Origin of the sequence: Paenibacillus doosanensis, assembly GCF_025060755.1 — a bacterium.
In the GTDB taxonomy this organism is placed as follows: Bacteria; Bacillota; Bacilli; order Paenibacillales; family NBRC-103111; genus Paenibacillus_S; species Paenibacillus_S doosanensis.
In genome coordinates this window covers 1-23,191 of sequence record NZ_JANYUY010000083.1, presented here as the reverse complement: position 1 = coordinate 23,191, position 23,191 = coordinate 1, and the positions used below count along the sequence as shown (strand labels likewise).

The following is a 23,191-nucleotide window of genomic DNA, read 5'->3' as shown; positions in this document are numbered from 1 at the left end:
GAGTCTGGGCCGTGTCTCAGTCCCAGTGTGGCCGATCACCCTCTCAGGTCGGCTACGCATCGTCGCCTTGGTAGGCCGTTACCCTACCAACTAGCTAATGCGCCGCAGGCCCATCCGTAAGCCACAGGTTGCCCCGTGTTTCATGATCTCCTCATGCGAGAAGACCAGCTATCCGGTCTTAGCTATCGTTTCCGATAGTTATCCCGATCTTACAGGCAGGTTGCCTACGTGTTACTCACCCGTCCGCCGCTAACTGTTCCCGAAGGAACAGTCCGCTCGACTTGCATGTATTAGGCACGCCGCCAGCGTTCGTCCTGAGCCAGGATCAAACTCTCCATTAAAGTACGACCGGCGCCGAAGCACCTTTCGTTATAACAGAGCTTGTCTTAAGCTCAAAATTCAATGCTAGCGAGAATTTTCATTCTCTATTTAACACTCACTCGTTGTTCAGTTTTCAAAGGACAATCTTCGTTCGTTTTCGACATCCGTCGAAAGCGACCTGACTAATATATCACATTCGTTTATCTCTTTGCAAGCTTTTTTTCTTACCGATCGAAATCCGATGGTCAGCAATTCGGCTCGCTTTACTCACCGCCTCATCAGCGGCTCAGTTAATATAACATAAGTAAATTACAAAATGCAAGCATATTTTTTAAAGTAATTTACTTCTAAATTTTAAGTTGGATGAATTCGCAAGAATATCAATTTATCACGTTATAGTTCTCAATGCAAACTGTAATGAGAATTACGCCGTCCCCCTACCCGGCTGTCGACCGATGTCTTCGGCTTTTTGGCTGTATTAGCGAACATGCGGCACGGTGTAGGGGAATGGCGGTACTGAATAAACTTAAGAGCCTGCTTCCAAGCCAAGCCGGGAACAAGCCCTGGCTGCATCAGCCTTAAGCCAGAAGTACGTCACAAGCCTCCGGCTGGTCCCCCCGAACCATCGCCGTCAAGCCGGTGCGGGCTACCTCCAGTACGCCGTAAGGCTGCAGCAGCTCGACGAACGCTTCGATTTTATCCGATTCGCCTACTGCCTGCGCGATGATAGAGTTAGGTCCGACATCAACGACGGAAGCGCGAAACGTCTCTACAACTCCGAAAATTTCCGGACGCAAGGCAGGCTCGGCTTTCACTTTAATCAAAGCGATTTCTCTGGACACTCCGGGAGCGGAACTCAGATTCGTAATGGCAATGACGTCGATCAGCTTGCCCAACTGTTTTCGTACTTGCTCCAGAGTAGTCTCGTTGCCGGTCGTGACGATGGTCATTCGCGATAATCCGGCCTGTTCGCTGCCGCCGACCGTGATGCTCTCAATATTAAAGCCGCGGCGGCCGAAGAGGCCGCATACCCGCTGAAGCACCCCAGGCTGGTCATTCACCAATACAGAGATCGTATAGCTGCGTATGTTTTTATCATTTGTCATTTTCGATATCCCCCATAACCATTTGATCTAACGTCTTCCCGCTGAACACCATCGGATATACGTTCTCTTCTTTCGGAACAACGAATTCGACCAGCGCAGGACCGTCCGTCTCCAGCGCTTCCTGCCAAGCCGTATACGCCTCCGCTTTATTGCGGGCCCGGAGCCCTTTGATTCCGTAGGCTTCAGCCAGCTTCACGAAGTCGGGGCTGCCGGCCAGATCGATATGGCTGAACCGCTGTTCGTGAATCAGCTCCTGCCATTGCTTCACCATCCCCAGAACCTGATTGTTGATAACGACAATTTTGACCGGAATCTTATGGATGGCGCAAATGGCCATCTCTTGGGCGCACATCTGCATCCCTCCGTCCCCGTTAATGGAGATGACCAATCGGCCGGGATTCCCTACTTGTGCTCCGATAGCCGACGGAAATCCGAAGCCCATCGTTCCGAGGCCGCCCGAAGTAATCAGGGAACGGGGTTGATTGAACCGGTAAAACTGGCCTACCCACATCTGGTGCTGTCCAACGTCCGTTGTCACGATGGCTTCGCCGCGCGTCGTCTCCTGCAGCATTTCAATGACGAATTGAGGCTTAAGCTCCGTATCGGAATCTTCATAGTTGAGCGGGTGCTTGCTCATATTAGCTTGAATCGTTGCAATCCATACCTTGGAATCCGCCTGCTGCGCCTTCGTATTGGCGTACTGCAGAACCGCCTTGATGTCACCTACGCAGGCGATATCGGTCTTGATATTCTTGCCGATCTCCGCCGGATCAATATCGATATGCGCGATTTGCCGCGCCTTCGGTGCGAAGCCCTCTAATTTCATGGTGAGACGGTCATCGAACCGGGAGCCGATGGAGATGATGAGATCGGCATTCTGAATAGCCGTGTTCGCCGTATACGTCCCGTGCATACCCGCCATGCCCATCCACAGCTCGTGACCGCTCGGAAAACCGCCGTGACCGAGCAGTGTCGTCGTTACCGGAATTTGCGTCCGGTTCACGAATTCTATCAGCTCCTCCGATGCGCCGGAGTATACGACGCCGCCTCCCGCGATGATTACAGGCCGCTCCGACTCCCGTACAGCTTGAACGAGCCTGTCGATCTGATCCGGCTCTATCCGTGACTCCGCCTTATACCCGCGAATGTCGAGTTGTAGGGGCCGCTTATAAATCAGCTGATGATTCGATACGTCCTTCGGAATATCGATAAGCACCGGCCCTTTCCTCCCTGTGTTTGCAATGTAAAAAGCTTCATGAATGATGCGGGGCAGCTCTTGAACATCCCGCACCAAGTAGCTGTGTTTCGTAATCGGCATCGTAATGCTCACAATATCCGCTTCCTGAAAAGCGTCCGTACCCATGACGGTAGTCGGAACATTGCCCGTTATGATGACGAGCGGAACGGAATCCATATATGCCGTGGCGATGCCGGTGACCAGATTCGTCGCCCCCGGGCCTGAAGTAGCTATACAAACGCCGACCTTGCCGGTCGAGCGGGCATACCCGTCGGCCGCATGAATAGCCCCCTGTTCGTGGCGGGTCAAAATATGCTTAAATTCCGGGTTGCCGACCATCGCATCGTAAATATACAGTACGTTGCCGCCGGGATAGCCGAAGACGCATTCGACGCCCTCCAGCAGCAGCCCGCGCAGCAAAGCCTCGGACCCGGTGACAAGATCTCCCTCTTGAACCTGATAGGGAGGATGAGGCAAGCGTCCGTCAAGTTCGGCCGCGTGATGCTGCGCCGCTGAATTCGGCTGAGCTGCAGCCCGTTCGGCTTGAACTGCATTTTCGCGGGCCGGCTCCGTTCGATGAGTGTCCGCTCGATTCGTGTCCGGTCCGCCGATTTCTGTCCGGTTCGGTTCGAATCGTTTGCTCTCAGTTCGTCTTGCCCCTGCTCTGCCTGTTTCCGCTGCGCCGGAATGGGTCCGGAACGGCGCTGTTTGAATCGGATCTGTTTGGATAGGTTCCATAAGTAGGTGCCTCCTCATAAAATAAAAATCCCCTCTCATCTCAAGCCGGCGCATAATAGCCGTACTTTAGGGACGAAAGGGGTTATTTTCCGCGGTACCACCCTGATTCGCCGCTCGTCTCGCGACGGCGGCCTCACGAGGTAAGGAAGCTCCTTACCTGCGGCACGATAACGTGTGCTATTCCGTTCGGGACTACTCGCCTACCGGACCGATGAACAGCCGACCGACAGGTTTTCGAGCGAAAGCTCCGAGATGACAATGCGCTAACGGATTATGGCAAAGGTTTCAGCTTTCCCCCTGCTCTCTGGGCATAAGTGCCGCTGCGCTTATTCTCTTCATCGCTTTTTTCATTTAAAATTGAGCCAGAAAAACATCAAACCCCCTCCATCCTGCTGCCGGCATAGCTACGCCGGACATAGGGACGAAAGGGGTTATTTTCGCGGTACCACCCTGGTTCACCGCTCATCTCGCGACGGCGGTCTCATGAGGTAAGGTCACTCCTTACCTACAGCACGATAACGTGTGCTACTGACGTTCGGGACTACTCGCCTACCGGACCGATGAACAGCCGACCGACAGGTTTTCGAGCGAAAGCTCCGAGATGACAATGCGCTAACGGATTATGGCAAAGGTTTCAGCTTTCCCCCTGCTCTCTGGGCATAAGTGCCGCTGCGCTTATTCTCTTCATCGCTTTTATAAGTTTAAAACTGAGCTTAGGAAAACAGTAAACCCCTTCCATCCTGACGACGGCATATTCATGCCGTACATAGGGACGAAAGGGGTCATTTTCGCGGTACCACCCTGATTCACCGCTCATCTTGCGATAGCGGTCTCATGAGGTAAGGATGCTCCTTACCTACAGCACGATAACGTGTGCTATTCCGTTCGGGACTACTTGCCCATCCGGCTGATATACAGCCGACCGACAGGCTTTCGAGCGAAAGCTCGGAGATGACGGCACGTTAGCGGATTACGGCAAAGGTTTCAGCTTTCCCCCTGCTCTCTGGACATAAGAGCCGCTGCGTGGATTCTCTTCATCGCTTATTGAACATTCTGAATATTTCTATATTATCACAAAGTTTAAAAATGTAAACTCTCTACAAACAATATTTTTCGTAAGGAACGTAAATCTCCTGCTTACAGCATAAAACCAATAATTCTTATCTATTTTATCAACTTTCTTCTTGACGCCTATTGGGAAGCAATGCTACGATTTACGTAACATTCGTAAAGCCTCCTTTATCGCATCCGATTTTTCAAGAAAAAACAGGCTGCAAGCCGAACCCGAGTCGGAGGAGTCATAAGTAAGTCGACCAGACGGCTGGAGACTCCCCTTGTAAGGGCCGGAGTCTTTTTTGCGCTGCGCGGGAACGATTAATCCGGCCGGATTCCATGTTTCCAAACCATATTTTTAGGAGAGTGAAACTTATGTCCAAAGTAACCGTCATTTCCGGCAGCCCGTCCGCAAGCTCCCGCTTGAATGGAGTGCTGCAAGCCGTTCAGACCCATTTGAACGCCGCTTCCCTCGATATCGCCACAATCGACGTGCGCAATCTGCCGCCGGAGGATCTGATCTATACGAATTTCGAAAGCCCGGCGATCGTCACCGCCAATCAAAGCGTCGCCGAAGCGGATGCGGTTATCGTCGCTACGCCGATCTATAAGGCATCTTATACCGGTGTGATCAAAACCTTCCTCGATTTGATTCCGCAAAAAGGTCTGGAAGGCAAAGTCATTTTTCCCGTCGCCATCGGCGGCACAATCGCTCATCTGCTCGCTCTGGAATATGCGCTCAAACCCGTTCTTGCTGCGTTAGGCGCCAGAACCCAGCTCACCGGCGTGTTTGCTTTGGATTCCCAGGTTAAGCGCAACGAAGACGGCTCTTTCGAGCTTGCGGAAGAGCTGGAGCAGCGTTTGGCGGCAGCGGCCCGGGAATTCATCCGGGAGATCGAGCTTCGCTTGGCATCCCGCAACGCAGCGCTCTGATCGCAGCGAAAACAGCGCCGGCCGTCGCCGGTCCGGCGATCCGCAGCCGCAATAAAGCGATTAAGCATCATTTTCGAATATTTTGCCCACTTCCCATCCCCGCTGCAATTTGTTACACTTACATATAAATAGTTTGTATGTGACTGGCGATGAAAGTGGAATCAACCACAAGGGAGCATACAATAGGAACGTGCCGTTCGCCTGGGAAAAGTATTTCAATAGCTGCGTCTTCGATGCGGTTATTGGAATGCTTTTTTTGTTTTCTCCGCTCATTACGATATTCAAGTACAGGAGGTATTCGAAATGACTGTTATGATGAAAGCAAAAGAAGCGGCCGATCTCGTATACGAAGCGGTCCGCACCCGCGTCGAGCAGCTGAACGGCAAGGGAGTTCGGCCGCAGCTCGCCGCTCTGCTGGTCGACGGAGATCCGGCCTCGGCTTACTATGCCCAGGCCAAACGGAAAGTCGCCGACAAACTGGGAGTACAGTTCCAGCTGCACACCTTCGATAAAAACGTAAGCGAGAAGCAAGTCCTCGATCTCATCGACCGCCTAAATAAGGACCCGGAGGTGCACGGAATGATGCTGGAGCTGCCGCTGCCCGATCACCTCAATACACCAGCAATCGTCAAATCCGTCTCTCCCGCTAAAGATATCGACGGCATCACGCCGGATAACAAGCTGGCTACAATAACCGGCGAGATCGGGCTGTATCCTGCCACCCCGCAGGCTTGCATCCGGCTGCTCAAGCATTACGGCTACCGTCTTGCAGGAAAGCATGTCGTGCTTGTCGGGCGCGGCCAAACGGTCGGTCTCCCCCTCTTCCACATGCTGCAGCGAGAGCAAGCTACCGTTACGGTATGCCACTCCCGCACGCCGGACATCGGAGCGCATCTGCGGCATGCCGATATTGCGTTCGTCGCCGTCGGCCGTCCCGAAACCGTTAACCGGCATATGGTTCATTCCGAATTGGTCGTTATCGACGCCGGAATCAATGAAGGGGACAACGGCCGCATGATCGGCGATGTAGCTCAGGACGTGGCTGAGCATGTCGCTGCCATCACGCCGGTGCCGGGCGGGGTAGGCACCTTAACGACCGCTCTGCTTTTTGAAAACTTGCTCAAAGCCGTCGATATTCAGCTTCAGGCAAGAGGAGGGGAACTATGATGAGCGCAATATCATGGGACCAATCGATTCGCAGCTTTATTCAGCAGGCGGGCAGTTCCAAGCCTACGCCCGGCGGCGGAAGCGTAGCCGCTCTGGTTGCCGCGTTGGGCGCTTCTATGACCTCTATGGTCGGCAATCTCTCAACGGGAGAAAAGTTCGCAGAGCATGAGCCGTTAATGACAGATGTTCTTCAAAAAATGACAGACTTAAGCAGCGTCTGCGAACAACTGCTCGCCGACGATATTCGCTCCTTCGATACGTATATGGAGGCTCTCAAGCTTCCCAAAAGCACGGATGAAGAAAAACGGCTGCGGCAGCAGACGATCGGCCAAGCGACGACGGCGGCGGTCGAAGTGCCGCTTCGCCTTATGGACGTCTGCAGCCAGGCGATGCAGCACACTTGCAGCATTGCCGAAGCCTGCAACAAGAACGTTATCTCCGATCTGGGCATCGGAGCGATTCTGTTTGAAGCGGCGGCGCAATCCGCTCTGCTTACCGTAGATATTAACCTCGCGTCGATGAAGGACAGCGATGCCAAGCATGGGTACGCGGAACAAGCCGCCAGATGCATGCAGCATATTCAAAACGCTAGGAGTGAAGTGCTGGAGACAGTACAGCGCAGAATCCGGGGACAATCTTAATCACGGAAACTTGTCCTAGTCAACAACAAAAAAGGATCACCTCTCTCCCAAGCGGCTTGGCTTCGGCAGATCAGGCGATCCTTCTCTTATGCATAAAACTAGCGTTTCATTTCATCAAAGAACGTGCGAGCGGCAAGACTTCCATCAATCCGGTACGATAAAATAATCCTTACCGTACAAGTGGACGACTTCTTTACTCTCTGCCTTGTTCGAGCTGCGTCTGGCAAGCGATTGAATATATTCATAGGCAGCCTTCTGATCCAGCTCGTTCAATCCATCCAACAAATGCAGCAGCTTTTCTTTGTAGACCATGTGAAATCCTCCTCTCAAATTGTACAACAGTTGAGGCGGGAAGACTTTTTTTGCTTGGAGGGTGCACAAAAAGCACAAGGGTAGACCTTGTGCTTTAATAAGCAAATCTATCCTTCCCACTCCGCTTACGAGGTTAGCTGTCGGATTCGGGCAGTGAGAATTCGCCCTACAACATGCAGTTGACTGCACATTGATTCACCCCATGATACTTGGGTCCCCCGTTTTTCTTAAAAAAGAAAACTCAGCGACATTAACTACTATTTAGTTATACCTTATTTTAACTCGATTTGAAACGCATTGTAAAGTCCAATTTATTCCCAGCTCGCTTCCTCTGCGCAACGAGACTGTCCCGACATCATCCGCTGCGCCGAAACAGTCTCGTTATTTTAGCGCCGCTCCAGCAGCGACGCCTCGATTTTGACCACCGCTTTGCGTATCGGCATAGGAGCCGTTTTGCATAATCCCGGACGATGCAGTTCGTTCGGAAACAAAATGACATACATACCGGGGGATAAGTCGATGTATCGTTCATCCGCCGCATCGCGGTACAAAGCGTAATCCTGCTCTTCATCGTATACCTGCGAGGGAATCATTCCTTCTCGATGAAACGCCCATCCGATCGTCTCTTCCCCTTCCAGCAAATAATGAATGTCGATATACCGCCGATGCTTCTCCGCATCCGTTTCGTCACCTGATCCGGGCTTGGAGATCAGTTCCATTATATTGACATACATACGCTCGCCGTCGATCGCATATTTTCCGTTATCCATCAGGCGAAAATCCGTCGCTTGCAAAAAATCGAGCGCTTTGGCGATCGCAGGATGAATGCCAAAGCGTCCGTCCATTCCTTCGTTCAAGCTTCCAACGAGCATGAAGCCCCCCCTTATCCGTCCTTACCTGTTATTGACGATATTTGGCGATAAGGCCAATTGTTCCGATGAACCTCTGCCAATGATCATGATGCCGTGCCCGTTTTTTCATATGCCCATACCTGAAGAGCCGCGCCGATCATGCCGCTCCAATTGCCGCGGTAGGCGGGCGTAATCTTGACTCCTTGGAGCATGGACGGCATAGTCCGCCGGGACACCTCCCGGGTGATTTCGCTTAGCAGCGCTTCGCCGGCTTCGGCAACGCCTCCGCCGATGACGATCACCTCGGGGTTGAATGTATGGATCAGCGACGCGATGGCGGAACCGAGCGCGGAGAACGTCTCGCGCATCACCTCCGAGGCGGCCGGATCTCCGTCCAGCCAACGGTCGACCGTCGTCCGTGCGTCGATGGCGGGCTCGGTTATGCCAAGCGCCGCCAGCTTGTCGGCCATCCGCTTGGCGATGCCTGTGCCCGACGCGTACTGCTCCAAGCAGCCGCGGCTGCCGCAGACACACGGCGGTCCGTCAAAATCGACGGACAGGTGGCCGAACTCCCCGGCCCCGCCCCATGTCCCGTGAACAAGCTTGCCGTCGATGACCGCGGCTCCCCCTACCCCGGTGCCGAGGGCAAGGCAGAGCAGGTTGGACACTCCCCGCCCCGCGCCAAGCGTCCGCTCCGTCAGCGCAAGCACGTTCACATCGTTGTCCACCCATACCGGCAGCCCGAAGCGTTCCTGTAGAAGCCGTTTCAATGGCGTTCCTCCGTAACCGGGGATAAGACCGGACGAATAGCGGATGCTGCCCTGTTCCCAATCCACCTGTCCGGCCGTGCCGACGCCGATCCCCTTCAATCGGACAGCCTCCTGCATGGCTTCCGCGGCAGTGCTGCCGAACTCCGCGATAACCGCCTCGACAGCCAGGATGATCCGCTCCGGCACCTCCCGCTCCGCCGCCTGCGTGGCGATGCTGCGCGTAAGCAGCACTTCGCCGCGCGCGTCGACGATCCCGGCATTGATCTTGGTTCCGCCCACGTCGACGCCGACGGCGTACGAAGCATCCGCATCGAATACAATATGGCTCATGCTGCTCTCCCCCTTCTTATGAAAGCCGCTTCTTCAGCGCGTCTACATAGCGCGCCGCGATGAGCTGCGGGCGGGTGATCGCGCTGCCGACGACGACATAAGCCGCCCCGGCTTCGAGAGCCTGCACCGCCTGCTCCGGCGTCCAGATCCGTCCTTCGCCGATGACCGGCGTCTTCAGCTGCGCGCTCAACCGGCGAATCAACTCGAAGTCCGGCTCCTCCGCTTGCCGGCTGTACGGGGTATAGCCGGATAACGTCGTCCCGACGAAATCGGCACCGAGCCGTTCGGCTTCTACGCCTTCCTCGAACGTGGAGACATCGGCCATTACCGCCGCGCCGGCCTGATGCGCATAATCGATCAGGAAGCGTGCCTGCTCCAATCTCCCTTCGCGGTCGGTGACATCCATGGCGACAATATCCGCTCCTGCCGCGATGACCGCCTTCACTTCTTCTAAGGTCGGCGTAATAAACACACTGGAGCCGGGAATGTCCCGCTTGATGATCCCGATCACCGGCAGGCTCACCGTCTCCTTTATGGCGCGAATGTCCCGGACTCCGTTGGTGCGGATTCCGATCGCTCCGGACTGCTGCGCAGCTTTGGCCATCTTGGCCATCGTATCTCCGCCGTGCAGCGGCTCGTGCTCGAGCGCCTGGCACGATACGATCAAGCCGCATCCGCTAAATATGGCGTTGCTTCCGCTCATTGCTGATCAGCCTCTCTTTCAACTGGTTTGAGCCAGCTCGATATATCGCAGAATTTTGTCGTTCAGCTCGGCGATAGGAGCCATATCCTGCTCATGAATCGGCAGCAGCGGCATTCTCGGCTGACCGCAATCGAATCCGCGCAAGCGCAAGATCGCTTTGCAGGCGCCGTACAAGGACGGCGTTGCCAGCAGGCCGGAGATGATTTCGTTGACGCGGAACTGCCATTCCTTCGCCTCCTCCATCCGGCCGCGGACGTAGCAGTCTTCGATCTTCATGAACAGCTCCGGCATAACGCCGTAAGTCCCCCCGATTCCTCCGTCGGCGCCGATACTCCGCCCCGCCAAATATTGCTCGTCGGGTCCATTGAAGACAAGGAAATCCGGCCCGCCGGCGGCTTTGAACTGCTGAAGCTCATACGTGCTCTCCGAGGAAATTTTCACGCCGATCACCTTGTCCTGCGACGCCATTTTGGACAGCAAAGCGGTCGACAGCTGGAACCCGGTCGTTTGCGGAATATGATAGATGATAAAAGGCAGCGAAGTGCTGTCGATCATCGCCTGCCAATGCCGCTCCACGCTGTCCGGAGACAGCCGGTAATAAATCGCCGGAACCGCGGAGATCGCATCCGCCCCTGCCGCTTCCGCATGAACGGACAGCTCCACGCTGTCCCGGGTCGAAGGCGCTCCTACATGAACGATAATCGTCAGCTCCCCGCGAACTTCCTCCATAACCGCCTCCAGCACTTGCTTGCGCTCGGCGACGCTTTGCAGCATGCCTTCGCCCGTGCTGCCGCCGACGTATAGACCTCGCACGCCGATGTCCGCATAGTGGCGGGCGAGCTTTTTCACCGCATCCGCGGACACCTTGCCCTCCGCATCATAACAAGCGTACATCGCGATAATGACGCCTTTAAACCGATCCAGATCGTAAGAACTCACTTTCCCCATCTCCCGCTTCATATATAGTCATTCAGATTTGAACCCAATCCCGGGTATGCAGCGAAGCCATAGCCGCCTCCGCCGTCGCAATCGACGAGCGGGCGGATGTGCCGTCGAACAGCGGCGCGAATTCGCCGGCTGCCGGCTTGCCCCGCAGGCAATCCCGGAAGCATTCCATCTCCAGCCGCATCGGCCCTCTCAGAAACAGCGGCGGCCTGTCGTTCGCCGTCGTAAACGCTATCTTGCCTTCCATGGCAAGATAGCTTCGGACGCGGTCTTCGTCCTCCTCGGCGCAGCCGTTCATGCCGAAGCGCTCGATCCCATCCGGCGTTCTGACAATAATCTCCGAGCGCTTGAAATCGAAGAGAACGGCGCCCTCGGTTCCGTTTATTTTCAACGAGTGTTCTCCCCAGCGGAATCCGGAACCGTATTGCATCGTGCCGAGCGCATCGCCTTGAAGCTTCAGGCTGAGCAGCAAAATGTCGTGCCTGCCCGCTCCTGCTGCGCCGGGCAGACCCGTTCCCGCCAAGAACGCCTCGCGGGCCGGCCCCAAATAGGCCTGGACCAGGTCCAGCTCATGAATATAATGGAACAAATAGCCGCCGGTTAACTCCGGACGGTGCTTCCAATCGTCTTTGGCCCCTTCCATCCAGCCGGTCCGTTCGGCGTGCACCGCAATCGGGCGGCCGATCGCCCCCTCCGCTATCATCCGCTTCACCCGGCGGACGCCGCCCATGAAATGCATAATATGTCCGGCCATAAAGCGGACGGATGCGTGCTCGCAAGCCCGCAGCATCTCGTCACAGTCAGCCAGCGACAGCGCAATCGGCTTCTCGCAAAATATATGCTTGCCGTGTTTGGCCGCCAACAGAACATGCTCCTTATGCAGAAAGTTCGGGCTCGCCACGACGATCGCATCGATGTCCGGCCGGCTCGCGAGCTTACCGGCGTCCGCCTCGCAGTCGCAGCCCAGCTCATTCGCGAGCCGCCGGGCGCTGTCATCCGCTCCTCCGACGACCGCTGCGGCGCGCATACCTTCCAACGAATCAACGATTCGGGCCAGCTCGGCGCCGAAATTGCCGCATCCGATAATACCGACGTTCACCATCGACGTCATGCTCCCTTCCCCCTAACCGCTAGATGATGACCCGCCGCTTCGTCCGGGCCGAGCGCAGCGAGGCTTCGGCGGTTGCGATCGAGGATCTGCCTGCCGAGCCGTCGAACAGCATGCTCAATCCAGACTCCGGTTCCTTGCCCAGCACTGCATCTCTGAAAGCTTCCATCTCCAGCTTCATCACCGTCTGCAGCCAGCCGGGGATTTGCGAGGCGGCCGTTCCGTACGCGACGCCGCCGTCGGTCTTCCGATAAGAACGCGATCTTTCCCGATCCTCTTCCTCCGAATAATTCAGCATGCTTTCCACCACTTGATCGCCTTTTTTCAATTGAACTTTGGAGCGCGTCATATCGAGCAGAATGGCTCCTTCGGTTCCGTTAATTTTGACGAAATGCTCTCCCCAGCGAAATCCCGAACCATACTGCATCGTCCCTAGCGCGCCGCCGGGAAATTCCAGCGTCAGCAGCAGCACGTCGTCCTCATCGCCGTAGCCCTCGCCTTGATGGGCCAAATTTCCGGCGGCCATTGTGACGGCTTCGGCGGGACCCATAATCGACTGCAGGAAATCAAGCTCGTGAATATGATGGAACAGATGGCCTCCGGAGGCGTTCTGATTCTTCTTCCAGCTGACGGCCTCCTGCCGTTCCTCCCAGCCGGTTCTCTCGGCATGACAGACGATCGGGCGACCGATTTCGCCGTCGGCGATCCACTGCTTGGCCTGTTTCACGCCGTTCATGAAATGCATAATATGCCCGGCCATGAACACGACTCCCGATTTGCGGCAGGCCGCTATCATTTCGTCGCAATCCTGAAGCGAAAGCGCAACCGGCTTTTCGCAGAAAATGTGTTTGCCCGCTTCGGCCGCTCGCATCACCGCATCCTTGTGCATATGGCTCGGGCTTGCCACGACGATCGCATCGATGTCTTCACGACGGACGAGATCTCCCAGCTCCGCCGCTTCGTCGCAGCCGAGCTCTTCGGCAAGCGACTTCGCCCTTGTCCCCCCATAGACGGCGGCTACCCGCGCCCGCTCCATGCGGCTTATGATTCGGGCCAGCTCCCCGCCGAAATAGCCGCATCCTACTACACCGTATGTCACTTTTTCCATTGTATGCCCCTCTTTTCCGACTTGTTTGACTAGCCTTTTACACTGCCCATTGTAATCCCTTTAACAAAGTACCGCTGGAATGCGATAAACACTAAGAACACAGGAAGAAAACCCAGCGTCGCTGCGGCCATCTGGAGGCCGTAATTGGCTACATATTCCGTCACCATGGTCGCTATGCCGACGTTGATCGTCATTTGCTTCTGATCGTTCAGCATCACGAGCTGCCATAAGAAATCGTTCCACGCATACGTAAACACGAAGATCGCTAACGCTCCGATCGCCGGTTTGACGACGGGAAGGAAGATGTTGAAGAAGAGGCCCAGCTCGCTGCAGCCGTCGATGCGGCCCGCTTCCAACAGCTCCGTCGGCACGGAGTGGCTGAACTGCTTCATCAGGAACACCCCGAACGGAAGGCAGATGACCGGTAAAATAACGCTCGCCAGCGTTCCCACCAAATTCAGATCCCGCATCATCGTAAACAAAGGAACCAGCGTGATCTGCCTCGGAATAAACATGACGACTACAATGATCGTAAAAACCAGCTTGGCTCCTCTAAACTGCCGCTTCGTCAAAGCATAGCCCGCCATGGAAGCGACAAGGCATACGCCGACGGTGGCGACGACGGAAACAAACACGCTGTTGTACAGCCAATGGAAGATCAATCCGTCCGTTATCAGCTTATTGAAGTTGACGAGCGTAGGATGGCTCGGAACGAGCTCCGGCGGAAACTTGACGGATGAGGTCTGATCCTTGAACGCCCCCGTAATCATCCAGTACAAAGGGAATAAGAACAGTGCGGCGAAAAAATACAGCGCGGCATCTGCGGTGAATTTTATCGTTCTGGCTGCCGCATTCGTCATAAGACTGCCTCCTTTCATTTAAAATTCCATATCCGAATTCATCAGCTTGAACTGCGCGAAAGCTACGATCGAGATGAGCGCCGTAATAATGATGCCCATCGCCGAAGCAAGTCCGAGCTGCCCGTATACGAAGGCCGTATTATACAGCAAATACATAATCGTGGAGGTGGCGTAATTCGGTCCTCCACCGGTCATCATCTGAACGACGATGAACGTCTGGAAAGCCCAGATCGTCGCCATAACGAGAATGTATAATGACGTCGGCTTCAAAAGCGGCATCGTAATATGCCTGAACTTCTCCCAGGCGGATGCCCCGTCGATATCGGCCGCTTCATAGTATTCCGGGGAAATATTGCCCATACCGGCCAGCAGCAAAATGATCGGTTGGCCTACGTTGAACGTGACGACGATCAGAACGAGCGCCGGGAGCGCCAGCCGTTCATCGGACAACCACATGTAAGGACCGGCATGCACCAGCGACAGGGCATAGTTGGCGACCCCATTCACCGGATTGTAAATCCATGACCAAACGATCGATAAAATAACCTGGGATGCGACGATCGGCAAGTAAAAGGCGCCGCGGAAAAAGGAAGCGATATGCTTGTTTTTGTTATAAATGACTGTGGCGACAAACAACGCAAAGAAAAACGTCAGCGGAACCGACCCGACTACAAAGCCGAACGTATTGGCGACGGAGCGCAGAAACACGCTGTCCGTCAGCAAATGGACGTAGTTATCGAGGCCCACCCAGGCTTGCTTGCCCAGACCGTAATCGTACAAGCTTAAGTAAAACGCGCGAATCATCGGATACAGCTCGAACATGAGAAAGAAAATCGCAAAAGGAGCGATGAAAAACAGTCCCCACGCTTCGCTGCGGATCGTTCTCCCCTGTTGGACCGCTTTCGACGACATGATAATCACTCCTCTCTTTCGTTGTAAAAGATGCGGCCCCATACGAGCTTGCTCATGAATGAACGCAAAAGACGATACGGGGCCTGCAAAAGCATAGCGAATACGGTTATTTGGAGCTGCGCTCAATAATGTCGTTGGCTTTCTTGACCCAATCGTTCAGCGCCTGCTCCGGCGTCTTGGCTTTGGTCAGCGCAGCCTGCAGCTCCGGATAAAACGCAGAGCGGGTTTCGGCATAGCCGGGCACGCTCACCCCGATATTGCCGGCGTACTTGAACAGCTTGATCGTTTTGGCCTGGAAGGAATCCTCCTTGTAATTGGCCGCCAGCGATTTACGGGTCGGCACGACGGACGGAATTTCCGCGAATTTCGCCATATTCTCCTTGCTGTTCATGAACTGCGTAAACTTTTTCGCCCATTCGATATTTTGTGTGTTTTTCGTTTTCCACACCCATGTGCCGTAACCGAACAGCACGGAATTGGTGCCCTTGCCGTCTTTGGTCGGATAAGGTACGAGATCCATATCGAAGCGCTTGTTCGTGCCGTCCGTGAACGACTTCTCGAAGGCGCCGATGTGTCCGATATTGCCCATCGTCATCCCGATTTTGCCTTGCGGGAACATGTTGTTGATGACTTCGGTGGCCTTAAGGCCCGCCGCTCCGGGAGGCACGACCTTCTCGTCCACAAGATTTACGTAGAACTTCAGCCCTTCGATCCCTTCCGGAGAGTTCAGGATCGCTTTCTTGTTATCGTCGCTGAACGATTTGCCGCCGAATCCCCACAGCATTGCATGATGCCCCTGATCGCCAAGCACGTCCGCTGCGTACATCGCGTAGCCGTAAGTGCCTTTGGCCGGATCGGTCACCGCCTTGGCCGCCTTCAGGAATTGATCCATCGTCCACGGCTCCATATTTTTGGGCAGCAGATCGAGCGCGCCTTTCTCCTTGAACAAATCTTTGTTGACGACAAGACCGATCGCAACCGTGTTGTTAGGATAAATGTAAATTTTATTATTCACCGATACGCTTTTCAGGATCGCGTCGTCAAAATCGTCTTTGTCGATAATATCGTCGAGTGGAACCATCAAATCTTTATAAGCGTACGATAACGGCCAGAAGATCGAGCCCTGCTGCACGTCCGGCAGTTGTCCCGTGTTCGCCGCGATGCTCAGCTTCTCGTTGATTTTGTCCGTGGGAATGATTTCCCGCTTGATCTTGACGTTCGGATTTTGTTTCTGGAACGCGTCGATCATCTCATCGTAGTATTTGCCCTGGGCGTCTTCATCCTGGACGACCCACCAGGTCAGCTCCACCTTCGGCGCAGACGACGAACCGCTCTCTTTGGCGCCTTGGGCCGGTGCGTTCGTATTCCCGCCGCAGCCCGACAAGAGCCCCGCCGTAAGTACGGGAGCCATTAGCAATGCAAATGTTTTTCTCATATTGACCCTCCTTTTAAGCTTCGTAAATCGCTTACATCCATTATTATAGCCCGCGCCTCCGCCCGCAAAAATGAACGTTATTTCGCTCATTGTTCACTTTGTTTAGAGAGAGCGGATAACGTTCACTTTTTTTGGATGCCCTATTCACTTATTTTGGTTCTGGCATTTGGACCGGTACTGCTGAGGGCTGAGTCCGGTTATTTTCTTGAATATCCGGCCGAAATAATTAATGTTCGCATAACCGACCTTCTCCGCGATCAAATAGCTCGGGAGGCTCGTCTCCGCCAAATACTGCGCCGCTTTGTCCAGTCGAAGCCGGTTCAAATATTCCGTGAATCCGGTTTGCGTCTCTTTCTTGAACAAATAACTTAAATAGCTTTCGTTCATGTTGACCATTTCCGCCGCCTGCTTTAGCGACAAGTCCTGCATATAGTGCTCCTTCATATACTGGATGAGTTTGCGTATTTCGTCGTGGTAAGGCTCCCTATGCGTTCTTCTAATCCGCTCCAGGCCCGCTTCGACAAGCCGGATAAACCAACGTCTCGCCTCCTCCAGCTCCTCGAATCCGAGCACCTGCCTGTACAGCGGGCCCTCCAACCCTTCAAAACCGTCCTCTCCGAACGGCTTCCATGCCGTCTGGATGATATGCAGCATCTGCAGCCCGTACTGGATGCTGTTCTCCTTCGTCATCCGTTCCTCCTGAAGCCGGTCGAATAAACCGTGAATCGTCTCCCGCAGCCGCTCCTCGTCCATCGACTGCAGAGCCCGCATCAAGCTTCTCTCGTCGTCCTGGGATAAACTGGCCGCGCCGTGGCTCCGTTCCAGACCGCTGGTGTACACATAGGTTTTCTCTTTGCCTTCGTAATAGTACAGACTGACCGCCTGCAGCGCCTGCTTGTAAGCCGCGCGAAGCTCTCCCGGCTCCCGGAACGTCAAGCTGACGCCCGCGCTGAGCGAGATGCCGAGGAACCGTTTGGCCGCGCTGATCAACCCTTGGCATGCCGCTTGCGCGTCGATGCCGGACGAATGCTCCGGCGGCGTTATCAGCGCGACAATCTCCCGCTCCCTGTAATGAACCGGGCAAGCAAGGAGCCATTGATCCATTTCCAGCTGAACCAGATTCATCAGCGTAGGGATGGAAGACGCGTCGTCAAAGGCCGCGGCCGGCGGAAGATGGATATGCAGCACGAGGATAAAATTGCCATTGCCGAGCGTTGCCGGCACGGATATATCCGCCGCAGTGCCCGCCTTCCATTCGCCGGATGTTTCCACTCCGGCCGCTGGATCTGAATCAGTCCTATCCAGCAGCTTCTTCAGCCATTCGGCCCCGCTTTCCTGTCCCTCTTGCGCCTTGTTCCCGGCAAGCTTCTGCCTTACGCCGGCATAGCCGGCTTCAATCTTCAGCGCCGTTTCGCGCAGCAGCTCCAGCAGCTCGTCCGGCTTCATCGACGCTTTCAGAATATAATCGTCTACGCCCAGCTTCATCGCTTTGCGCACATATTCATATTCGTCATGGCTGCTCAGCACGATAATCCTCGTATGCGGGAACCTCTTTCTCACCTCTTCGATCAGTTCCAGGCCGTTCATCTGCGGCATAATAATGTCCGTGAGCAATATGTCGGGCACCGTCTCTTCCATCGCCTCCAGCGCCTTCTTGCCGTCCGGCGCATCCCCTACATAAGAGAAGCCGTGCCGCTCCCAATCGATGAGCGATTTGATTCCCAGCCGAACTAGGATTTCATCATCCACAAGCATTACTTTAACGGTCATACTCTCTCCCCTCCTCGACAAGCTTAACCGGCAAAATGACTTGAACCTTCGTTCCCTTATTCAGCTCGCTCTGTATGACAAGTCCGTACTCGTGTCCGTACTGCAGACGAATCCGCTCGTGCACGTTTTTGATGCCGATTCGCTTGGACCATGGCTCCGGCGACGTATCGGCCAGCCATTCCTGTACTTCCCGCAGCCGCTCCGGCGTCATGCCTGCTCCGTTGTCCTCTACGGATAATAGGAGCCGATCTTCCGCGATCCGGCTGCGAATCGCGATCTCCCCTTGGCCGGGCAGCGGCTCGATGCCGTGCAAAATGCTGTTCTCTACGATCGGCTGCAGCATCGTTTTGATCACTTCCTGATTCCAGCACGTTTCGGGAATATCCGTCTTCAGCAGCAGCTTGTCATTATATTTGAGCCTCATCAGCGCCATGTAATTTTCGATATAGCTCATTTCCTGACGCAGCGTAATCAGACTGTCCCCGCGGCCGATGCTTGCCTCCAGCATCCCTCCCAGGTTGGACAGCATGTCGCCGATGTCGCGTTCATTGCGGATATAGGCCATCCATTTGATGTTATTGATTGTGTTTAAAATAAAATGCGGATTAATCTGCGCCTGCAGCGCGCGAAAGCGCATATCCTCCTTCTGCTGATACTGCTCCTTCAGTCGCTGCAGCAGCTCCCGGATCTGCCTCACCATCTTGTTATAGGTCGAAATCAGCGTATTGATCTCCTGCGGGCCGGTAACGAGCAGGACGCTGTTGAAATCCCGCTCCTCCGCTTCCTGCATCCGCTTGTTCAGCAGCTTCAACGGCCGCGAGATGCTGAACGAGATAGACAGCGTTATCATCATAAACACGAAGAAAATTAACAGAACAATTATAATATTTGCCCTCCGGATGTTAAAAATTTCTTTGAATACGGTATCATAAGAAATAATCTGAACGATCTTCCAGCCGTTCTGGGCCACGGTATCGTAGTTTACAATCCACTTTTTTCCTTCCTTCTGGACAATGACCTGCCCTTTGCGCTCCCCCTTGACCCTGGATATGTAGTTTTCCTCGGCTACGTTACGGCCGATTTGATCCTCTGCCGGGCTGGAGACGACCGTACCGGCTTGATCGATCAGGTAAACCTGTCCGTCCAAAGGCGTCAAATATTTGCGGATGTCCTTCTCCGCTACGCCGAACAGCAGCATCCCGATATTTTGACTCGTCTGCAGCTCGGTAATCGTTTTGACCAAGGTGATAAGCGGCCGCCGATCCGAGTACACATAATTGTCGCCCGTAAACATCCAGCGAAGCTGAAACGGCCTGCCAAGCATTTCCCGATACCACGGCGCTTCCGTGTACAGCCGGTACAGTCCTTCCTCCATATACCGGGTGCTTTGCCAATGGCCGTACACATCCATGAGCGTCACATACGTATCCGTATAATAGGAGCTGTACTGCTTGTTGATGACCGTATCTTTCAGCCGCAGCTTCTCGTATTCGCTGAACTTGTCCGGCTCCTTCAGCAGCTCGGTAATGCTGGGGTTAGTCGAAATGTCGACGGCTTGCTTCAGCATATCGTCAAGAAACAAGCCAACGTTTAAATTGACCTGATACAGCGTTTCACGGGCCGACTCGCCAATCTTCTCTTCAATGACGTGTTCCAGCGGTTTATCCACCCAATAAAAAGTCAGAATGAAAGGAATAACCAAAAAGAGCAAAATCGAGAAAAAAATTCTGTGGCGAATTGTATTCCATCGGCTTGCTATAGTCAGGATGCGCCCCATATGTCCACCCCCAAGGCAACTTTGTTCATCATTCTAACACAGCAAGCGCTCTTGTTCCTACCGTTCGTTGCAACAATAAAGCGTATCATCGATACCGGTGTATTATTTCCCAAAATAGCAAAAAGACGTGCCCGGAAGCTCCGAATAGCACGCCTTTCTTATTTCATTGATTCAGCTCCGCTTAAAATGCGGCCCGTTCAGCGTTGTCTCCTGCCGCTTGAAGCGACGTTATTCTCACGCCTTCAGCCCTACTTCGGACGATACGGCCCAATCGCCAACCGGAACGACGGTATACGAGGCCCCTTTGGCCAGCTTGCCGTCCTGCGTCAGATCGAATATTCCCGTTGCGCCTTTGCGGCTCGAATATTTATACGTTGCGGTCAGCTTATGGCCGTCGGCATCGGTCAATTCCACACTGCGTCCGGAGAACAGCTCGTCCTGCGGGTCCTCGGACAAAGTAACGGCGATCGAGGTTTCGCTGATAGCCTCAGCCTTGGCGATTTCCAGCGGAGCAATCTCCTTGGCTGTAAATGTCGGGCTCGCCATCTGCGCCCAATCCGAGGTTACGGTATATTTCGTTCCCGGCTGCAGCGTCTGGCCTTCAGGCAAGCGGAATTTAGGCTCTTGCTTGCCGTCCGTCGATTGGGTGAACGGAACATACCTCGCTACGATCGGCTGTCCGCCTTCCGGCGCGATCGTGACTTCTCTTGCCTGACCCGAGGAAATGATCTGGTAAGTGCGGCCGTCTGCGCTGTTGTTTTCATCCAGCACGAACGCATCGGCTCCGCGGCCGGCGCTGTAAGCGGAGATGACATATCCGTAGTCTACGACTCCGTTCGTCTTGAGTGCTTCCAATTCGAACGTATCGCCGGTAACCTGCCTTGCCTCGGTCATGTCCAGCTTCTGGGCGCTGCCGGTAAACGTCCCGGCCTCCTTGCCTTTATACGTCAACGTATATGTCGTATCCGGCTTTTGAACGGAGGTCGGCACGATATAAGTGGCGACCGATCCCGTTTTGAGCCGTGGCAGGTTGGTTAACGCAAGCCCGTCGTTAAAGGCGAAATCTTCTTTCGCTTTGGCGAACAGTTCATTTTCGGCCGTTAACGGGGCGTCGAAGGTGACGATCAGCGTAATGGCGTTCAGCGAGCGAACGCTCGTTATTTGGGCGTCGGCCGAAGGGATCGCTTGACGCGCGATATTCAACAGATATGCCGCCTCGCCGCGGGTGACAGAATGATCGGCCGAACCGAAGCTCTCCGACCAGTAATTCACGGATTTTGCGTCGCGGCTTAGCGCCTTGGACACGATCTGCACCAGCTCCGTGCCGGTCACGGTTTGTCCCGGATGGAATTGGCCGTCTTCCGACGGCATCAGGTTTTGCGCTGCCGTCTCGGCGGCGTAGCTGTAATACCAGTCGTCTTGAGTTACATCCGCGAAGCCCGATCCTTGTCCCGCCTTGCCTTGCAGAGCAAACGTCAAGACGAGCAGCTTCGCCAGCTCGGCGCGATTGATTGGCGTTTCGGCCCGCAACGAACCGTCTTCGTAGCCTTGCATAACGCGGAGCTCGTGAAGCTTATTCACCGCTTGCTGGATGTCTTGCTCGGACAGCGCCGCTGCGGCAGCTTGCGCTTGCGGTACGTGAAGTGGAAGCGATGCCGTTCCCAGGACGGCGGACAGCATTAAGGCTGTTAATGCAGCAGATGTTTTTTTCATGGATGAGTCCTCCTCTTGGATAGCTCCTGATTAGATAGTCCCCGATTGGATAGAGCCCGAAACGACGGTACCTTTAAATAAAGCAGCCGCTCGTTTCGATCTTCTTGCAACGGCTTCGGCAGAGCATGAAGCTTCCACCAGTACGATGCTCGCTTCGTCTCCTACTTTCGGCCAAACCTGATTGCCTTCATCGTCAAGCGGCGTCTTGCCGCCGGTAATGAAATAAAGCGTCTGCGCCAGCGACCGTTCGTCGACCCATTTGGATATTTGCGCCAAACGGCCTGCTCGTTCCAAAATATCTCCGTTTCCGAAGGGCGACCATACATCGAAAATATTATCGCAGCCGACGGCCACCTCAACCCCCTTTCCGCGCAGCAAGCCTACGGGAGGGAACTTTCGGCCCATCGGCACGCTCGTAATGACGGCGACGCCCGCATCGGCCAGAATGTCCCCCATGGCTTCCGCCTCGGACGGTGAAATTTCACCGAGCCCGAAGGCATGACTAACCGCAACCTTGCCTTGGAGGCCGGCTTCTTTGGTCAGCCAGGCCAATCTTTTGATGGTAAAAACCCCCAGGTGGTCAGGATCATGCAGATGCAGGTCGATGCCTGCGTTCCCTTCTACCGCAAGCTCTACCATTGCCTGCAAGGACGCTTCGATATCGCCGTCCACCATGGCCGGGTCGACGCCGCCTACCAGACTTGCGCCCTCGCGAAGCGCTTCCCTTACTAAAGATTGGGCCTTCGTGCGCAATAATCCGTGCTGCGCAAATGCGACGATCTCGTACGTCAGCTTTCCCTCGAACGTTTGCAGCGCCTGCCGCACGGCATGCAGATGGTTCAGTCCGGCCTCCGGAAAAATATCCACATGGGTGCGCACATGCGTCACTCCGGCTTGCAAATATATTTCCAGCAGCCTTTCCGCGCGTTCTTGCATCGTCGTCCGCAGCGAGGGAATCACTTCCTTCTCGATCTCAAACCGTTCGAAGATATTCGCTGCCGGCGTTACCGCACGCCAGCGGTCGCCCAGCATCGTTTTATCCAAGTGGCAATGCTTCTCTACAAAAGAAGGCAGCGCCAGCCGCCGCCGCGCGTCCTTGCGAGGCAGCCCGTCCGTAATGACGGTATCGGAAGGCGCGATCTGCGCGATATTCCCGTCCCGGATCAACAGATGAAAGCATCCCGTATTCGTGCCTGCAATGACGCCCTGCTCAACCTGATAGCCCGTTTCCAGCAAAACATTGGTTAACCAAAATGCGGAACTCATAAAATCATCCTCCTCGTATAGTATTTCTAGAACCAAGTTTTAAGCCGATTTCCAGTTCCCATGGGAACTGGCCGCAAACTTTTCGATTTCCAGTAAATCGCACCTTGAAAATTGCAAAAGGGACTGGACTTTCCC

19 protein-coding genes, 1 rRNA gene and 2 riboswitches are annotated in these 23,191 nt (G+C 54.6%); of the genes, 3 read left to right on the top strand and 17 right to left on the bottom strand.

What is annotated here, in order from left to right; genetic code table 11:
• The 3 genes from N0M98_RS32335 to ilvB all read right to left on the bottom strand — a co-directional run.
• Nucleotides 1-341, bottom strand: a 16S ribosomal RNA gene (locus tag N0M98_RS32335); the annotation flags it as partial.
• A 558-nt stretch (nt 342-899) separates the two neighbouring features.
• Entirely contained in the window at nt 900-1,427 is a 528-nt protein-coding gene (gene ilvN, locus N0M98_RS32330) for an acetolactate synthase small subunit (protein ID WP_259620353.1), read from the bottom strand.
• A complete protein-coding gene (gene ilvB, locus N0M98_RS32325; protein WP_259620352.1) occupies nt 1,417-3,402 on the bottom strand; it encodes a biosynthetic-type acetolactate synthase large subunit in 1,986 nt (661 codons plus the stop codon). Before ilvB ends, ilvN begins: the two co-directional genes overlap by 11 nt.
• 1,428 nt (nt 3,403-4,830) lie before the next feature.
• Between ilvB and ssuE the strand changes: the two genes are divergently transcribed.
• The 3 genes from ssuE to N0M98_RS32310 all read left to right on the top strand — a co-directional run bounded on the left by ssuE (nt 4,831) and on the right by N0M98_RS32310 (nt 7,196).
• Entirely contained in the window at nt 4,831-5,388 is a 558-nt protein-coding gene (gene ssuE / locus N0M98_RS32320) for an NADPH-dependent FMN reductase (protein WP_259620351.1), read from the top strand.
• A 129-nt stretch (nt 5,389-5,517) separates the two neighbouring features.
• Nucleotides 5,518-5,602, top strand: a riboswitch (ZMP/ZTP riboswitch).
• Nucleotides 5,603-5,691: 89 nt separating this feature from the next.
• Complete coding sequence (locus N0M98_RS32315) at nt 5,692-6,555, top strand: bifunctional 5,10-methylenetetrahydrofolate dehydrogenase/5,10-methenyltetrahydrofolate cyclohydrolase (RefSeq protein ID WP_259620350.1); 864 nt, start codon at nt 5,692-5,694, stop codon at nt 6,553-6,555.
• A complete protein-coding gene (locus tag N0M98_RS32310) occupies nt 6,555-7,196 on the top strand; it encodes a cyclodeaminase/cyclohydrolase family protein (protein WP_259620354.1) in 642 nt (213 codons plus the stop codon). The genes N0M98_RS32315 and N0M98_RS32310 overlap by 1 nt, the downstream gene beginning before the upstream one ends.
• Nucleotides 7,197-7,340: 144 nt before the next feature.
• On the opposite strand, the gene N0M98_RS32305 is transcribed toward N0M98_RS32310, so the two are convergent.
• The 14 genes from N0M98_RS32305 to N0M98_RS32240 all read right to left on the bottom strand — a co-directional run bounded on the left by N0M98_RS32305 (nt 7,341) and on the right by N0M98_RS32240 (nt 23,056).
• A complete protein-coding gene (locus N0M98_RS32305) occupies nt 7,341-7,508 on the bottom strand; it encodes a hypothetical protein (RefSeq protein WP_249865381.1) in 168 nt (55 codons plus the stop codon).
• A 107-nt stretch (nt 7,509-7,615) separates the two neighbouring features.
• A riboswitch (cyclic di-AMP (ydaO/yuaA leader) is annotated at nt 7,616-7,765 on the bottom strand.
• Between the two features lie 129 nt (nt 7,766-7,894).
• Nucleotides 7,895-8,380 (bottom strand): NanQ anomerase/TabA/YiaL family protein, encoded by a 486-nt coding sequence (locus N0M98_RS32300; protein ID WP_259620349.1) that lies wholly within the window; start codon nt 8,378-8,380, stop codon nt 7,895-7,897.
• 83 nt (nt 8,381-8,463) lie between these two features.
• Nucleotides 8,464-9,459 (bottom strand): ROK family protein, encoded by a 996-nt coding sequence (locus N0M98_RS32295; protein WP_259620348.1) that lies wholly within the window; start codon nt 9,457-9,459, stop codon nt 8,464-8,466.
• 16 nt (nt 9,460-9,475) lie between these two features.
• The gene (locus N0M98_RS32290; RefSeq protein WP_259620347.1) at nt 9,476-10,162 is read right to left on the bottom strand and encodes an N-acetylmannosamine-6-phosphate 2-epimerase; all 687 of its coding nucleotides are present in this window, start codon (nt 10,160-10,162) and stop codon (nt 9,476-9,478) included.
• Between the two features lie 18 nt (nt 10,163-10,180).
• Complete coding sequence (locus N0M98_RS32285) at nt 10,181-11,101, bottom strand: dihydrodipicolinate synthase family protein (RefSeq protein WP_259620346.1); 921 nt, start codon at nt 11,099-11,101, stop codon at nt 10,181-10,183.
• Between the two features lie 31 nt (nt 11,102-11,132).
• Complete coding sequence (locus N0M98_RS32280) at nt 11,133-12,218, bottom strand: Gfo/Idh/MocA family protein (RefSeq protein ID WP_259620345.1); 1,086 nt, start codon at nt 12,216-12,218, stop codon at nt 11,133-11,135.
• Between the two features lie 19 nt (nt 12,219-12,237).
• On the bottom strand, nt 12,238-13,323 hold the full coding sequence (locus N0M98_RS32275) for a Gfo/Idh/MocA family protein (protein ID WP_259620344.1): 1,086 nt from the start codon (nt 13,321-13,323) through the stop codon (nt 12,238-12,240).
• Nucleotides 13,324-13,352: 29 nt separating this feature from the next.
• Nucleotides 13,353-14,183 carry a carbohydrate ABC transporter permease gene (locus N0M98_RS32270; RefSeq protein WP_259620343.1) on the bottom strand — a complete coding sequence of 277 codons (831 nt, stop codon included), beginning with the start codon at nt 14,181-14,183 and terminating at the stop codon, nt 13,353-13,355.
• 18 nt (nt 14,184-14,201) lie between these two features.
• On the bottom strand, nt 14,202-15,095 hold the full coding sequence (locus N0M98_RS32265) for a carbohydrate ABC transporter permease (protein WP_259620342.1): 894 nt from the start codon (nt 15,093-15,095) through the stop codon (nt 14,202-14,204).
• A 106-nt stretch (nt 15,096-15,201) separates the two neighbouring features.
• The gene (locus tag N0M98_RS32260) at nt 15,202-16,530 is read right to left on the bottom strand and encodes an ABC transporter substrate-binding protein (protein ID WP_259620341.1); all 1,329 of its coding nucleotides are present in this window, start codon (nt 16,528-16,530) and stop codon (nt 15,202-15,204) included.
• Between the two features lie 144 nt (nt 16,531-16,674).
• A complete protein-coding gene (locus N0M98_RS32255) occupies nt 16,675-18,300 on the bottom strand; it encodes a response regulator (RefSeq protein ID WP_259620340.1) in 1,626 nt (541 codons plus the stop codon).
• On the bottom strand, nt 18,290-20,077 hold the full coding sequence (locus N0M98_RS32250) for a sensor histidine kinase (RefSeq protein ID WP_259620339.1): 1,788 nt from the start codon (nt 20,075-20,077) through the stop codon (nt 18,290-18,292). The genes N0M98_RS32255 and N0M98_RS32250 overlap by 11 nt, the downstream gene beginning before the upstream one ends.
• Before the next feature lie 234 nt (nt 20,078-20,311).
• On the bottom strand, nt 20,312-21,790 hold the full coding sequence (locus N0M98_RS32245; protein WP_259620338.1) for an S-layer homology domain-containing protein: 1,479 nt from the start codon (nt 21,788-21,790) through the stop codon (nt 20,312-20,314).
• Between the two features lie 30 nt (nt 21,791-21,820).
• Nucleotides 21,821-23,056, bottom strand: coding sequence for an amidohydrolase (locus N0M98_RS32240; protein ID WP_259620337.1), 1,236 nt, complete (start codon nt 23,054-23,056; stop codon nt 21,821-21,823).
• Between the last annotated feature and the right edge of the window lie 135 nt (nt 23,057-23,191).

Coding starts and splice junctions, on each gene's coding strand:
- ilvN (WP_259620353.1), bottom strand. CDS start 1,427: ATGACAAATGATAAAAACATACGCAGCTATACGATCTCTGTATTGGTG.
- ilvB (WP_259620352.1), bottom strand. CDS start 3,402: ATGGAACCTATCCAAACAGATCCGATTCAAACAGCGCCGTTCCGGACC.
- ssuE (WP_259620351.1), top strand. CDS start 4,831: ATGTCCAAAGTAACCGTCATTTCCGGCAGCCCGTCCGCAAGCTCCCGC.
- N0M98_RS32315 (WP_259620350.1), top strand. CDS start 5,692: ATGACTGTTATGATGAAAGCAAAAGAAGCGGCCGATCTCGTATACGAA.
- N0M98_RS32310 (WP_259620354.1), top strand. CDS start 6,555: ATGAGCGCAATATCATGGGACCAATCGATTCGCAGCTTTATTCAGCAG.
- N0M98_RS32305 (WP_249865381.1), bottom strand. CDS start 7,508: ATGGTCTACAAAGAAAAGCTGCTGCATTTGTTGGATGGATTGAACGAG.
- N0M98_RS32300 (WP_259620349.1), bottom strand. CDS start 8,380: ATGCTCGTTGGAAGCTTGAACGAAGGAATGGACGGACGCTTTGGCATT.
- N0M98_RS32295 (WP_259620348.1), bottom strand. CDS start 9,459: ATGAGCCATATTGTATTCGATGCGGATGCTTCGTACGCCGTCGGCGTC.
- N0M98_RS32290 (WP_259620347.1), bottom strand. CDS start 10,162: ATGAGCGGAAGCAACGCCATATTTAGCGGATGCGGCTTGATCGTATCG.
- N0M98_RS32280 (WP_259620345.1), bottom strand. CDS start 12,218: ATGACGTCGATGGTGAACGTCGGTATTATCGGATGCGGCAATTTCGGC.
- N0M98_RS32275 (WP_259620344.1), bottom strand. CDS start 13,323: ATGGAAAAAGTGACATACGGTGTAGTAGGATGCGGCTATTTCGGCGGG.
- N0M98_RS32270 (WP_259620343.1), bottom strand. CDS start 14,183: ATGACGAATGCGGCAGCCAGAACGATAAAATTCACCGCAGATGCCGCG.
- N0M98_RS32265 (WP_259620342.1), bottom strand. CDS start 15,095: ATGTCGTCGAAAGCGGTCCAACAGGGGAGAACGATCCGCAGCGAAGCG.
- N0M98_RS32260 (WP_259620341.1), bottom strand. CDS start 16,530: ATGAGAAAAACATTTGCATTGCTAATGGCTCCCGTACTTACGGCGGGG.
- N0M98_RS32255 (WP_259620340.1), bottom strand. CDS start 18,300: ATGACCGTTAAAGTAATGCTTGTGGATGATGAAATCCTAGTTCGGCTG.
- N0M98_RS32250 (WP_259620339.1), bottom strand. CDS start 20,077: ATGGGGCGCATCCTGACTATAGCAAGCCGATGGAATACAATTCGCCAC.
- N0M98_RS32245 (WP_259620338.1), bottom strand. CDS start 21,790: ATGAAAAAAACATCTGCTGCATTAACAGCCTTAATGCTGTCCGCCGTC.
- N0M98_RS32240 (WP_259620337.1), bottom strand. CDS start 23,056: ATGAGTTCCGCATTTTGGTTAACCAATGTTTTGCTGGAAACGGGCTAT.